Source organism: Enterococcus sp. C50, from assembly GCF_040887505.1.
Taxonomy (GTDB): Bacteria; Bacillota; Bacilli; order Lactobacillales; family Enterococcaceae; genus Enterococcus_B; species Enterococcus_B thailandicus.
In genome coordinates, this window is sequence record NZ_JBFOFW010000005.1 from 143,822 (window position 1) to 156,932 (window position 13,111).

General features: G+C 38.3%; 13 protein-coding genes. 11 read left to right on the forward strand and 2 right to left on the reverse strand.

What is annotated here, in order from left to right:
- Nucleotides 1-29: 29 nt before the first annotated feature.
- The 5 genes from AB3I20_RS08290 to AB3I20_RS08310 all read left to right on the forward strand — a co-directional run bounded on the left by AB3I20_RS08290 (nucleotide 30) and on the right by AB3I20_RS08310 (nucleotide 3,764).
- Nucleotides 30-1,565, forward strand: a complete 1,536-nt coding sequence (locus AB3I20_RS08290) for a helix-turn-helix domain-containing protein (RefSeq protein WP_368027160.1) — start codon at nucleotides 30-32, stop codon at nucleotides 1,563-1,565.
- Complete coding sequence (locus AB3I20_RS08295; RefSeq protein ID WP_368027161.1) at nucleotides 1,555-1,776, forward strand: DUF2829 domain-containing protein; 222 nt, start codon at nucleotides 1,555-1,557, stop codon at nucleotides 1,774-1,776. The genes AB3I20_RS08290 and AB3I20_RS08295 overlap by 11 nt, the downstream gene beginning before the upstream one ends.
- Nucleotides 1,773-2,534, forward strand: coding sequence for a 3-oxoacyl-ACP reductase (locus AB3I20_RS08300; protein ID WP_067483451.1), 762 nt, complete (start codon nucleotides 1,773-1,775; stop codon nucleotides 2,532-2,534). The genes AB3I20_RS08295 and AB3I20_RS08300 overlap by 4 nt, the downstream gene beginning before the upstream one ends.
- Nucleotides 2,535-2,668: 134 nt before the next feature.
- Nucleotides 2,669-3,178 carry a QueT transporter family protein gene (locus AB3I20_RS08305; RefSeq protein WP_271026969.1) on the forward strand — a complete coding sequence of 170 codons (510 nt, stop codon included), beginning with the start codon at nucleotides 2,669-2,671 and terminating at the stop codon, nucleotides 3,176-3,178.
- A gap of 148 nt (nucleotides 3,179-3,326) precedes the next feature.
- A complete protein-coding gene (locus AB3I20_RS08310) occupies nucleotides 3,327-3,764 on the forward strand; it encodes an SLATT domain-containing protein (protein WP_067483449.1) in 438 nt (145 codons plus the stop codon).
- A gap of 115 nt (nucleotides 3,765-3,879) precedes the next feature.
- On the opposite strand, the gene AB3I20_RS08315 is transcribed toward AB3I20_RS08310, so the two are convergent.
- Both AB3I20_RS08315 and rpsD read right to left on the reverse strand, forming a co-directional pair.
- Nucleotides 3,880-4,431, reverse strand: a complete 552-nt coding sequence (locus AB3I20_RS08315; RefSeq protein WP_071868742.1) for a biotin transporter BioY — start codon at nucleotides 4,429-4,431, stop codon at nucleotides 3,880-3,882.
- A gap of 144 nt (nucleotides 4,432-4,575) precedes the next feature.
- Nucleotides 4,576-5,187: a 30S ribosomal protein S4 gene (rpsD, locus tag AB3I20_RS08320; RefSeq protein WP_067483447.1), complete on the reverse strand. Its 612-nt coding sequence runs from the start codon at nucleotides 5,185-5,187 to the stop codon at nucleotides 4,576-4,578.
- Between the two features lie 391 nt (nucleotides 5,188-5,578).
- Between rpsD and AB3I20_RS08325 the strand changes: the two genes are divergently transcribed.
- From AB3I20_RS08325 to mutL, 6 genes are all read left to right on the forward strand, one after another.
- Nucleotides 5,579-6,217 carry a DNA alkylation repair protein gene (locus AB3I20_RS08325; protein ID WP_067483446.1) on the forward strand — a complete coding sequence of 213 codons (639 nt, stop codon included), beginning with the start codon at nucleotides 5,579-5,581 and terminating at the stop codon, nucleotides 6,215-6,217.
- Between the two features lie 19 nt (nucleotides 6,218-6,236).
- Nucleotides 6,237-7,010, forward strand: coding sequence for an HAD family hydrolase (locus AB3I20_RS08330; protein ID WP_368027162.1), 774 nt, complete (start codon nucleotides 6,237-6,239; stop codon nucleotides 7,008-7,010).
- A gap of 186 nt (nucleotides 7,011-7,196) precedes the next feature.
- Nucleotides 7,197-7,994 (forward strand): TIGR00282 family metallophosphoesterase, encoded by a 798-nt coding sequence (locus AB3I20_RS08335; protein WP_270492878.1) that lies wholly within the window; start codon nucleotides 7,197-7,199, stop codon nucleotides 7,992-7,994.
- Nucleotides 7,995-8,003: 9 nt separating this feature from the next.
- A complete protein-coding gene (locus tag AB3I20_RS08340) occupies nucleotides 8,004-8,423 on the forward strand; it encodes a YlbF family regulator (protein WP_067483441.1) in 420 nt (139 codons plus the stop codon).
- A complete protein-coding gene (mutS, locus tag AB3I20_RS08345) occupies nucleotides 8,371-10,989 on the forward strand; it encodes a DNA mismatch repair protein MutS (RefSeq protein ID WP_368027163.1) in 2,619 nt (872 codons plus the stop codon). Before AB3I20_RS08340 ends, mutS begins: the two co-directional genes overlap by 53 nt.
- A gap of 17 nt (nucleotides 10,990-11,006) precedes the next feature.
- Nucleotides 11,007-13,109: a DNA mismatch repair endonuclease MutL gene (mutL, locus tag AB3I20_RS08350; RefSeq protein WP_075491313.1), complete on the forward strand. Its 2,103-nt coding sequence runs from the start codon at nucleotides 11,007-11,009 to the stop codon at nucleotides 13,107-13,109.
- Nucleotides 13,110-13,111 lie beyond the last annotated feature (2 nt).

Sequence of the window (13,111 nt, forward strand, 5' to 3'; positions counted from 1 at the left end):
AAAAGTTCTAGCACAAAGGAGCATAGCAAATGTATTTGTCATCAGATTATCTCAAGACGTTTGATAAAGACTTATATTATCAGATTCTCCTGCTGGAAAGCTTCGAGGATCATGAGTGGCACACTGCGGCTCAGCTTGCACAAAGTGTACAGCTTGACGCGCGGAGTGTCACAAAATATTTAAGTGAATTAACAAAAAGTTATCAGCGCTTCAGCGGAAAGACACAAGCGCTCTTTCGTAAAAATCGGCGCTCAGGTTACAACTTTTCAACGACGTTGGATCCGATAGAACATGAACGATTTTTAATCTATCTCGTGCAAAGTACGCTGAAGTTTCAGTTATTGCACGACATTTTTTTTGAAGAGTTTCGGACGATGTACCAGTTTGCTCAAAAAAATTATATCAGTGAGTCAACAGCGCACCGAAAAATCAATGAATGGAAACAAGAGTTACATTCATATGGAATCACGTTACAACGGAGAAGTTATGTCGCAAAAGGGGAAGAAGAAATCATCCGCTTATATTTACATATGACTTTTTGGCAATTGTTTCGCGGAAAAATCTGGCCATTTGAGACAATTTCACAAACAGATGTCAAAAAAATCGCAGATCAAATTATTGATTTTTTCCACGTTCAACTTAATGAAATCAAAAAAAGAAGACTCGAATACATGCTAGGTGCATTCTTTTTACGGAAATCACAAAAACATTTTGTTATTTTAAATCGTAAGAAGCGCGAGCTTATTTCTAACAATTTGTTATTTAAACGTTTTTGTCAAGCAATGGCACCAGTGTTCCCAAATTATTTTCAAGTTGAGGATGAATTAGGTGCATTGTTTTTAGTGTTGATGACTAGGGAAGAGTACTACTGTAATCCTCAAATCAGAGAAATGATCTACTCGTTTCATCATTCAGCAGAAACCCCGCCATTTAAAGCTTTGCGGGAAGCGGAGCGTGCCTTGCTACTTTATCAAAAAGAGCAGCATCTACCTGAGGAACCTTTGTCATTGGAAGCAGAGAATTATTTATTTAGTAGCCATATCTTTACTTTTTTATTTCCAGATGCAAAGGCGACGATTGATGGCAACAGTAGCGATTTTCATAATCATCTGATTGTGAAAAATCCTAAATTAAACCAATGGCTGCTCTCTTTTTTTGAAGACGCAAGAGAAACGGAAGCTAGTTTAGCGTTTCAAAATCAGGGGTTTTTGATGGCTCGTTATCTAACGGTCATGAAAACGTTAGGTGCGTTTATGACACAATTACCAGAAATTACTGTTTTGTTAATGACTGATTTCCCCGTTTTTGAAGAAGAATTGTTGATGGCAAGTCTTCATAATTTTTTCCGTAATGATTATCGACTGGTTTTTCTGCCGGCGAATTATCGTGGGCGAGAAGCTGATTTACTGATTTCGACGAGCAAGGTGCATAAAAAACCTTGGGCAGACCTAGATTATTTTATTGTTGCTCAAGAGTTACAGTTGACAGATTATATTCAGTTGACTCAAAAATTACAGACAATTCAAAAAGAAAAAAGTGAGAAGGGGTACAACAATGACATTTGAAGAAATTTTACCAAAAGTGAAACAAGGTGCGAAAATGATTCGTAAGGGCTGGAGCGGCTTTGAGCTGTATGTCATTTTAGTCACAGATGATGAATTTGATGGTTGTCCAGTAACGCCTTATTTTCTAATCAAGACAAGTGATGAAGGATTCTCAAGTTTTGCACCGACTGTGTGTGATATTTTAGCAGATGATTGGGAAATAGTTGAATGAGCAACCAGTATCCGGACTTAGCAAGAAAAGTCGTTTTTGTCACCGGTGCGGCTTCAGGGATTGGTGAAGCACAAGCGCACGCTTTTTTAGCGCAGGACGCTTTTGTGTTTGGGTTTGATCGACAAGCAGGGAAAATGGCAACAGTAGCGCAACATTTCCCTGATCAGTTTGCTTTTTTTGTAGGTGATATAAGAGATCAAGCTTCAGTAGAACAAGCAGTTAAACAATGTCATGAGCATTTTGGCACTGTGACTATTTTGTTAAATACTGCCGGCATTCTGGACGACTATAAACCACTACTTGAAACAAGTGAAGAATTGTGGGAAAACATCTATGAAACAAATGTAAAAAGCATGTTTCGCGTGACGAAGGTATTGTTACCTGAAATGCTCGCCCAGCAAGCTGGTGTGATTATCAACATGGCTTCCATTGCCGGCTTAGTAGCTGGCGGAGGTGGAATTGCTTATACGAGTGCCAAACATGCAATCGTTGGCTTTACGAAACAGCTTGCTTTAGATTATGCTGCAAAAGGGATTCGGATAAAGGCGATTGCGCCAGGTGCAATCGAAACACCGATGAACGCAGCTGATTTCGCAGGAACAGGAGAAATGGCTCAGTGGGTAGCAGATGAAACACCAGTTAAACGTTGGGCGAAACCAGAAGAAGTGGCAGAACTGACTTTGTTCTTGGCGACGCCCCAAGCGAGTTATATCCAAGGAGCAGTTGTGCCAATCGATGGTGGCTGGTTGCTAAAATAATCTTGAGTTTTTTCTTGATTCCTGTATGATAAATGTAGCGGAATTTCCGCACTACGGCACTTCAGTTGGAAGAAGATTCCCATCCTTTGGCCGTAGTTATTACCAAGATGTTGATCTTGCAAAGGAGAACAATTATGGAACAGAAAAATAGCCAGACTGCTAGTCGCTGGACGACGACAGAAGTGGCAACAATGGCGTTAGTTACTGGACTTTATGTGGCAGTGACCGTCTTTTTAGCTGTCATTAGTTTTGGTGCAATCCAAATTCGTTTATCAGAAATGTTTAATTATTTATCGTTGTACAATAAGAAATATATTATTTCAGTAACTCTTGGTGTTGCCTTGGCCAATCTGGCTTCGCCATTGGGACTCGTCGATGTCGTCGTTGGAAGTGTCAGTACATTGATTGTTTTGCTAATTAACTATCAAGTAACCAAACGTGTCAAGAATATGAAAATAAAAATGGTTATTACTGCATTGATTTTTGCTTTTTCAATGTTTACGGTGGCAGGTCAGTTGACTTTTTTCTATCAAGCTCCCTTTTTCTTTAACTGGGCAATCATTGCTTTAGGAGAGTTGGTGTCAATGGCAGTCGGCGGTGTGATTATCTATTGGATAAGTAAAAAAATTGATTTAACAAAATAAATGATTCGTCTATTGTGAGTTTGATGGGAACTTGCAGTGGGGACGATTACGTGAAGAGCTTAAGGGAGTGTCTTAAGCTCTTTTTTTATTTTGGAGTTAAAGTTATACTAAATAGAACGACAGGATAAAAATGAAAGAAGTTTTGTGTATGGAAAAAAATCAAACGAAAGATAATTTCAATGAATACATAGAGAAAAGAATCAAACAACCAATTATTCATCTACGCAAAAAAAGAAAACGATTGAAGAAAGTCATCTTTGTTAGCAATGCATCGAAATTGATTTTGTCTTCCTGTATACCCGTTCTAGCATCAATGGTGCCTGAGCACATGTATCTATTAACGGTCATCTCAATTATCAGTGCAATCGTGGCTGTACTTCAGGGGTTGCAAACGTGGAAAAATTTTGAGGAGCAGACGTTAGCTATCTCTAAGTTTATCAACGAGTTGGAAAAAGAATATTTTCTCTTTTATGTAAAGTGGGAAGAGGGAACAAGTACGAAAGCTGAGGTTGAAAAATTTGTCGAAAGCGTTGAAAACTTATACGACGAACAAATTAATGAAATGCTTGATTCTAGTTCAAATTAAACACAGAAAAAGAGTGGAACGAAACGCTAAGCCGTTTTGTTCCACTCTTTTTTCTGCTGAAAGTTGCTCTGCTTTGAACTTTTTTGAGTCAACGATATGAAGCAAAACCTCTATTTTATGACTGTGGCTGTTCAAATGAAAAATATTTTGGTAAACGATGACGAATGACTGTTCCTAGGTAACCGGCAGCAACTGCTTTGATGATTCCTGGTAAAATAAATGGAATGAATCCGCTAACTATGGCTGTATTCCATGATAAATCGCCACTAGCTTTTAGCCAAATGACACCAAAAATGAGTGTGACAAATGAACCAATCACGTTAGCAAAGATTACCCAAGTATAACTAGAAACATTTTTTTCAACGAGGTAGCCAGTAAGCCATGCTTGAAAAATGAAACCAATCAGATAGCCACCAGTGGGTCCAAAAACAATACTCAATCCACCTGATAGTCCTGCGAAAACAGGTAGTCCAATAATTCCTAATAATAAATAAATCAAGACAGAAAGTGTCCCACTACGTCGCCCCAATAAAGTAGCCGTTAGTCCAATCGCGAAAGTTTGCCCAGTCAATGGAACAATACCTAATGGAATCGTAAATTGAGATAAGATAGCAATAATAGCTGAAAATTCTGCAGCGATAATAAGTGGCTTCAATGACGTTTTCATAATTTCCTCTTTTCGTTAACTTCGTTTTTTATATTGGTTAACGATAGTTTAGAAGAAAAAATTTAATTTGTAAAGTGTTTTTTGCAAAAAAAAAAACCAAAGCCAACCATCCGAAGATAGTTGCTTTGGTTTTGAAGCCATGAATTATAGGCTTTGGTTGTAGTATTCAACGACAAGAGCTTCGTCGATTTCTGGATATAGTTCGTCACGTTCTGGTAAACGAGTTAATGAACCTTCCAATTTTTCAGCGTCAAAGCTTACAAATGCTGGACGTCCAACAGTAGCTTCTACAGCTTCTTTAACAGTTACGATGTTTTGTGATTTTTCACGAACACCGATTACTTGACCGATTTCTACGTGGTATGAAGGAATATCAACACGTTTGCCATCAACAGTAATGTGGCCATGGTTAACTAATTGACGTGCTTGACGACGAGTAGTTGCAAGACCTAGACGATAAACAACATTGTCTAAACGTTGTTCTAGTAAGATCATGAAGTTAACACCGTGTTTACCTTCTTTGATTTTGCTAGCTTTAACGAACAAGTTACGGAATTGACGTTCGTTCATTCCGTACATGTGACGAAGTTTTTGTTTTTCAGTTAATTGCATACCGTATTCAGATTGTTTGCCACGGCTGTTAGGTCCATGTTGACCTGGTGCGTAAGGGCGACGTGCTAATTCTTTACCTGTGCCTGATAATGAAATACCTAAGCGACGAGAAATTTTCCATGATGGTCCAGTATAACGAGACATTGAGATTTCCTCCAATAAATTAAATTTAGTTTTTGGAGTAAAATAATCCGTTAAAAAATTCATATTCGTTTAGTTTGTTCTTCAATCTTCACCTTTGCAGCCGCGGTTACACAATTGAACCCGAATCGGGGCAACAAACTAGGGACGAGCTATTATTTTCCTGCTGCATTATTTTACACAAACTACAGTATAGTTGATTTAAATGGCAAGTGTCAAGTAGATAAACACGTAAAAACGCTTTACAAACAATCATATGCTCTATAAAATGAGAAGGTGTCTGTTAAATCAATTTAGCTGACAGTAAAGAAAATTTTTAAAATAAGCATAAATCATGAAATGGTAAGGGAACGGTAAAGGAAAATCGCTTATTATTTTGAGCGGAGGAGCTAACTTGGAAGAACTTATTTTTCCTAGGAATGAAGAACAAGCTGTGCCCATGGCAAAGTATATGAAAAATCATTTTCCGTTTGCGGGCGTGCCAAAGCCGGAACGTGCGCGTTTACAAAAAAAGTTTTTGGTACAAAGCAAACAACTAGAAGTGACAGAAGTTTTGTCACTTGCAAAAAAATATTATCAAAAAGCAGAAAGAGAATATCAATATGTAGCAATTGAGTTGATTCAGCTCAATGTAAGGCGTCTGGCATTCTCTGACTTGGTAATGCTGTTATCACTCGTGCAAGAAAAAGAGTGGTGGGACAGTATTGATTCTTGGCGTAAAGTATACACGACGTGGTGTAAAGCTCACCCAGATCAGCTAGAGCAAGTATTTAACTTGTTCATTCAACAAGAAGATTTTTGGCTGCGAAGGATCGCAATTACTTTACAGCTGGGATTAAAAGAAAAGGTAAACCAGTCGCTATTGAAAAAAGCAATCCTGCAAGATCGAGAAACAACAGAATTTTTTATTCAAAAAGGGATTGGCTGGGCATTACGCGATTATAGCAAAACGAATCCTGGTTGGGTAAAAGATTTATTAGAACAAGAAGCATTAAGTAAGTTAGCAGTGAGAGAAGCCAGTAAATACTTATAAGAAAGCGAGACGATCAGACATGAAACGAGGCTTATTTGCCTTTGATATTGACGGAACGTTATTGGACACGAACAAGCAAGCATTGGATAGTACAAAAGAGGCATTGCAACAATTGCGTCGAGCAGGACATTTAGTGACAATTGCAACAGGGCGTAGTCGTTTTCATGCGCAAGAAATTATTCGTGAGTTAGAATTTGAAAATTATATTTTATGTAATGGTGCAGCTGGGTTCTTGGATCACGAACAAGTTTACAAAAATCTGTTGGATCGTGACCAGCTAGATACGTTTGTTGAAGAAGCGCAGACAAAAGAAATTGATACAGCCTTTGTTAGTTTGGACAATATGAAACGATCTTCTTCTAATGATGTTCAAATCATGGAAGAGGCGATGCATTCATTTGGCGCTGTGTTGCCTGAGTTGGATCAATTTTTTGTTGAAGACCAAGACATTTATCAAGCTTTAGCATTCTTCAATAAAAGCTACGACACACAATTTCAAAAATATGACAAACTTCGTTTTGTTCGTTGGCATGAAAACAGTGTAGATGTTGTACCACACGATGGTTCAAAAGCTGCAATGATTCTTCATTTGGCAGACCAAGTTGGAATTCCTCGCGAATCTATCATCAGTTTTGGTGATGGACTGAATGATCGAGAAATGTTACGTGAATCGGGGATTGGTGTGGCAATGGGAAATGCGTCAGCAGAAGTTCAAGCTACAGCTAATTTGGTAACTGACACGAATGACCAAGATGGCATTTGGAAAGCACTGAAAAAATTAGCTGTAATTTAAACACAAATAGTCAATTCGTGATTGTTGACCCTTGATAAAAAAGTTCGAGACTTTCTTTCGTCTCGGACTTTTTTTGTTCAATCGTTTGTCTTACGCCTCATAGTTACAACCTTCTCAGAGAGCTTTTCTTTCTTAAAAAAAACTACTATAATAATAGAATGATGTTAAAAGAGAAGAGGAATCAATGTGCGGGTATTGTTTATTGGTGATGTAGTGGGTTCGATGGGGAGAGAAATGATTACGGAATATGTCCCTCGTTTAAAGAAAAAATATCGTCCACAAGTAACCATCGTGAATGGTGAAAATGCAGCTTCTGGAAGAGGTATCACTGAAAAAATCTATAAAAAACTTTTACAAGATGGTGTGGATGTTGTGACTATGGGAAACCATACATGGGACAATCGCGATATTTTTGAATTTATTGATGACGCGAAAAAAATGGTTCGTCCAGCAAACTTTCCAGAAGGAACACCAGGTCAAGGAATGGTATTTGTCAAAGTCAATCAAGTGGAACTTGCTGTTATCAATATGCAAGCTCGTTCATTTATGACGGATTTGGATGACCCATTTCGTAAAATGCAAGCATTAGTTGCTGAAGCAAGAAAAAGAACGCCAATCATTTTTGTCGATTTCCATGGAGAAACGACTAGCGAAAAACAAGCAATGGGCTGGTTTTTAGATGGTGAAGTGTCAGCTGTTGTTGGAACACATACACATGTCCAGACCAATGATGCACGGATTTTGCCAAAAGGAACCGCGTACTTAACGGATGTCGGTATGACAGGACCATATGATGGTATTTTAGGAATGCGTCGGGATGTAATTATCGAAAAATTTTTAACGGCAATGCCAAAACGTTTTGAAGTTGTGGAAGAAGGTCGCGCTATTTTATGTGGTTGTTTGTTAGAAATTGATGATGCAACTGGAAAAGCAAAAGATATCCAATTGATCCAAATCAATGACGACCGACCATTTATGGAATGAGGCAGATCAATGGCTTTTTTAGAAAATGAACCAGAGATACAAGAAACAGTTGAGCAACTGACCAAACTTCTAAGCAACAATGAAATTATTATCCGCTATAAAGAGTTAGAAGAAAAGGTCCATCAAAATAATTACTTAAAAGAATTGACCGAAGAGATCAAAGTGGCGCAAAAAGAGGCAGTCCAATTTGGTCACTATGGAAAAGTGATTGCTGAGCAAACAGCAATCACTCGGGCGAATCAATTGACGAAAACATTTGAACAGCACCCTTTAGTGGTTGCCTATCGTCGCCAATTGCTCGAGGCAAATGATCTCTTGCACCATTTAACTGGGTTGATTCAAGATGAAATCAATGAATTATTAGAGGAGGAAAACGATGCCTCAAAAAACGAAGAACACACCAATGATGGAACAATATCTAAGCATTAAGGCGCAATACCAAGATGCTTTTTTGTTTTATCGTCTTGGTGATTTTTATGAACTATTTTATGAAGATGCAATCCAAGTTTCACAGCTATTAGAGCTGACACTAACGAGTCGAAATCGTAACGCAGATGATCCGATCCCAATGTGTGGCGTTCCGCATCATGCAGCCCAAGGGTATATCGACAGTTTAGTGGAAAAAGGTCATAAAGTGGCGATTTGCGAGCAAGTTGAAGATCCGAAAACAACGAAAGGTATGGTCAAACGTGAAGTTGTTCAGTTAATTACACCAGGAACAGTCATGGACAGTAAGGGACTTTCTGCAAAAGATAATAATTACTTGACTGCTGTTGTACAAGAAGACAATGAATTTGGTTTTGCTTATGTTGATTTAAGCACAGGTGAGTTAAAAACAGCGCATCTTTTTGATGAAGAAGGCGTTTTAAATGAAACTTCTGCATTACAGACAAAAGAATTAGTTCTGGGTACAGAAATTTCTGCTAGCCTACGTGAACAACTAAGTATTCGTCTGGGCTTAGTTTTTTCTTCTCAAGAAACACTAGAGGAAAATGCCGAATTTAATTTTTTGACTCGCGAAATAACGGATGATCTTGAAAAAGAAGCTACAGGTAAGTTATTAACTTACTTGGCAGTGACGCAAAAGCGGAGCTTAGCGCATATTCAAAATGCGGTGGAATATCAACCAGATCACTATTTAAAAATGGATTATTATTCCAAATTCAATTTGGAATTAAGCCAGTCGATCCGAACTGGTAAAAAACATGGCACTTTATTGTGGCTATTAGATGAAACAAAGACCGCAATGGGCGGCCGAATGCTAAAACAATGGCTTGATCGACCATTGATTCAATCGCATGCGATTAACGCTCGCCAAGAGATGGTGGCCTCCTTGGTTGATAGCTACTTTGAACGAATTGATTTACAAAGTGCTTTGACCAAAGTTTATGATTTGGAGCGCTTAGCTGGCCGAGTGGCATTTGGAAATGTTAATGGTCGTGATTTGATTCAGTTGAAGACGTCACTTGAACAAGTGCCGATGATCCGTCAACTGATTGAAGGAATCGACCAAGGACAATGGCAATCGCTATTAGAAAAAATGCAACCAATGGAAGGGCTAGTTCAACTAATCAGCCATGCAATTAAAGAAGACCCTCCATTACAAATCACAGAAGGTAACGTGATTCGTGATGAGTTCAATGAACAATTAGATGCCTATCGTTCAGCCATGAAAAACGGGAAACAATGGTTAGCCGAACTAGAAGCCCGTGAACGAAAAGAGACCGGCATCAAAAATTTAAAAGTTGGTTTCAACCGTGTGTTTGGGTATTATATCGAAATTACAAAATCAAATTTAGCAAACTTAGAAGAAGGAAAGTACGAGCGTAAACAAACGTTAGCAAATGCAGAACGCTTTATTACGCCAGAGTTGAAAGAACTAGAAACTCAAATCCTTGAAGCAGAAGAAAAATCTGTTGATTTAGAATATCAACTATTTTTAGCTGTTCGCGAAGAGGTCAAAAAAGCCATTCAACCTTTACAAACGTTGGCAAAATCAATCAGTGCGGTGGACGTGTTGCAAAGCTTTGCAACAATCAGTGAACGTTACCAATATGTTCGTCCAATCTTAACGAATAATAGTCAACAATTATGCATTCAAGATGGCAGACACCCAGTCGTTGAAAAAGTACTGGGACATCAAGAATATATTCCAAATAGTGTTGAGATGGATGAACAAGAGATGATTTTATTAATCACAGGACCGAATATGTCAGGGAAAAGCACGTATATGCGCCAACTTGCATTAACCGTCATTATGGCACAAATGGGTTGCTTTGTTCCGGCACAAAAAGCCATTTTGCCGATTTTTGATCGAATCTTCACTCGTATTGGGGCAAGTGATGACTTGATTGCTGGCCAAAGTACCTTCATGGTTGAAATGATGGAAGCCAATCAAGCATTGCGAAATGCTACACCCAATAGTTTGATTCTATTTGATGAGCTTGGTCGTGGGACAGCGACATATGATGGGATGGCGTTAGCACAAGCAATCATTGAATATATTCATCAAAATGTTCAGGCAAAAACACTTTTCTCGACGCATTATCATGAACTAACAGTCTTAGACCAAGAATTATCTCAATTAAAAAATGTTCATGTAGGAGCAGTCGAAAAAGATGGAGAAGTCGTCTTTCTTCATAAGATGATGGAAGGACCAGCAGATAAAAGTTATGGGATTCATGTAGCGAAAATTGCGGGACTACCAATCGATTTGTTGAAACGAGCATCAACGATTTTAGCAACACTTGAATCTGGGGAAGAAAAACATCATCAAATCCCTGTTGAACCAATTAAATCTGTTGTGAAGGTACAGGAAGAGCCTGCACAGACTTCGAAAGCACAAGTGAATGAGGAAACACAGCAACTTTCTCTATTCTCTGAGCTGACTGATGAAGAACAAGGGGTTGTTACGTCATTAAAAGAACTTAATTTATTAGAAATGACGCCAATGGACGCACTGAATAAATTATATGAATTGCAAAAACAACTTTAGAAAGAAGGCGTAGACCCATGGCGAAAATCCAAGAACTATCAGAACGTTTAGCCAATCAGATTGCAGCCGGTGAAGTCGTCGAACGACCTGCATCGGTTGTGAAAGAATTGGTTGAAAATGCGATTGATGCAGGAAGCAGTCAGATTGATATCTTAGTGGAAGAAGCTGGTCTGCGAACAATTCAAGTGATAGATAATGGTGAGGGAATTTTGACCGATGACGTTGAAAGTGCATTTAAGCGTCATGCAACAAGTAAAATTCATAATCGAGATGATCTATTTCGGATTCGTACACTTGGCTTTCGTGGCGAAGCACTTCCAAGTATTGCCTCTGTTTCTGAATTAACGATTGAAACAGCTAATCAAGAAGAAAGCCAAGGCACTTATGTAGCGCTAAAAGGTGGCGAGATTATGGAACATCGTCCAGCACCATTACGCCAGGGAACGAAGATTACGGTAAGCAATCTTTTTTTCAATACACCTGCTCGCCTCAAATATGTCAAAACGTTGCATACAGAACTCGCAAATATTGGAGATATTGTGAATCGCTTGGCGTTAAGCCATCCAAACATTGCTTTTCGCCTCGTTCATGATGGCAATAAAATGTTAGCAACAGCGGGAAATGGGGAACTCAAACAAACCATTGCTGGTATTTATGGTTTAGCTACTGCCAAAAAAATGCTAAAAATTGAAGCAAAAGATTTAGACTTTGAGCTGCTGGGTTATGTCTCGCTTCCAGAGGTAACTCGTGCCAGCCGAAACTATCTATCAACGATTATCAACGGACGTTATATCAAAAACTTTGCTTTGAATAAAGCAATTGTAGCTGGTTATGGCTCAAAATTGATGGTTGGTCGATATCCAATTGCTGTTTTAGAAATCAAAATGGATCCACTATTAGTTGATGTGAACGTTCACCCAACAAAGCAAGAAGTTCGCTTATCCAAAGAAAAAGAATTGACTGATTTGATAGCAAATGCAATACAAGAAGCACTGAGTCAAGAAAATTTGATTCCTAGTGCTGCAGATAATTTACGATTTAAAAAGAAAGTAACAGATCAGCCAAAAGTTGAACAAACAGAAATTGATTTATCTTATGCGTTTGAAGATGAAAAACCACAAAAACCACAAAGTTTAAATTTTGATCGAGAAACAAGTAGTTTTTACGTGAAAGAAACCGAACAAGCTAGTTTTGGAAAAGTTGTTGATAACTCTGTGGAAAATGTTGAAAACTTTGCTCCGTTTTCTGAAGAATCGACAAATTATCCAGAAAATAGTGGAAAAACGGTGGATAAACACGAAAACTCTGTGGAAAACTTTGTAGAAAAGTCTGTTGATAAAATTACAGAAGAGACATTATCCACTGTGGATAATGTTGAATTTCAAGAAGAACTATCCCCAACTGTTGAAATGAACGCCTCAGAACAAGTTTACGAAGACGAGCTTGCCTTGCATCCAGAATTTGGTCAAGGGAATAGCCGGGCATTGGATCAAGCCATTCAAAAATTAGAAACAGAAAAAGTAACTGAACGTTTTCCCCAACTGGAATATTTTGGACAGATGCATGGCACTTATCTATTTGCACAAAGTAGTACGGGCTTATACATTATCGATCAACATGCGGCACAAGAACGTATCAAGTACGAATATTTCCGTGAAAAAATCGGTGAAGTGTCAAATGACTTGCAAGAATTGTTGGTACCTTTTGTTTTGGACTATCCCAACAATGATGCATTGAAGCTAAAAGAAAAGAAACATTTACTTGAAGAATCCGGTATTTATTTGGAAGAATTTGGGCAAAATAGTTTCATTGTACGGGCTCATCCAACATGGTATCCAAATGGAGAAGAAGAATCAATCATCCGAGAAATGATTGATATGTTGCTGACGACAGGCAGTGTTAGCGTGAAAAAATTCCGTGAAGCAACGGCAATCATGATGAGCTGTAAACGTTCAATCAAAGCAAATCATTATTTGAATGAAGCACAAGCTCGCGTATTGCTAAAAGATTTAGCGCAATGTGAAAATCCCTTCAATTGCCCACACGGCCGACCAGTATTGATCCATTTTACTAATTCGGATATGGAACGGATGTTTAAACGTATCCAAGATCCACATTAAAA

Coding starts and splice junctions, on each gene's coding strand:
- rpsD (WP_067483447.1), bottom strand. CDS start 5,187: ATGTCTCGTTATACTGGACCATCATGGAAAATTTCTCGTCGCTTAGGT.
- AB3I20_RS08295 (WP_368027161.1), top strand. CDS start 1,555: ATGACATTTGAAGAAATTTTACCAAAAGTGAAACAAGGTGCGAAAATG.
- AB3I20_RS08330 (WP_368027162.1), top strand. CDS start 6,237: ATGAAACGAGGCTTATTTGCCTTTGATATTGACGGAACGTTATTGGAC.
- mutL (WP_075491313.1), top strand. CDS start 11,007: ATGGCGAAAATCCAAGAACTATCAGAACGTTTAGCCAATCAGATTGCA.
- AB3I20_RS08290 (WP_368027160.1), top strand. CDS start 30: ATGTATTTGTCATCAGATTATCTCAAGACGTTTGATAAAGACTTATAT.
- mutS (WP_368027163.1), top strand. CDS start 8,371: ATGCCTCAAAAAACGAAGAACACACCAATGATGGAACAATATCTAAGC.
- AB3I20_RS08310 (WP_067483449.1), top strand. CDS start 3,327: ATGGAAAAAAATCAAACGAAAGATAATTTCAATGAATACATAGAGAAA.
- AB3I20_RS08300 (WP_067483451.1), top strand. CDS start 1,773: ATGAGCAACCAGTATCCGGACTTAGCAAGAAAAGTCGTTTTTGTCACC.
- AB3I20_RS08315 (WP_071868742.1), bottom strand. CDS start 4,431: ATGAAAACGTCATTGAAGCCACTTATTATCGCTGCAGAATTTTCAGCT.
- AB3I20_RS08340 (WP_067483441.1), top strand. CDS start 8,004: ATGGCTTTTTTAGAAAATGAACCAGAGATACAAGAAACAGTTGAGCAA.
- AB3I20_RS08305 (WP_271026969.1), top strand. CDS start 2,669: ATGGAACAGAAAAATAGCCAGACTGCTAGTCGCTGGACGACGACAGAA.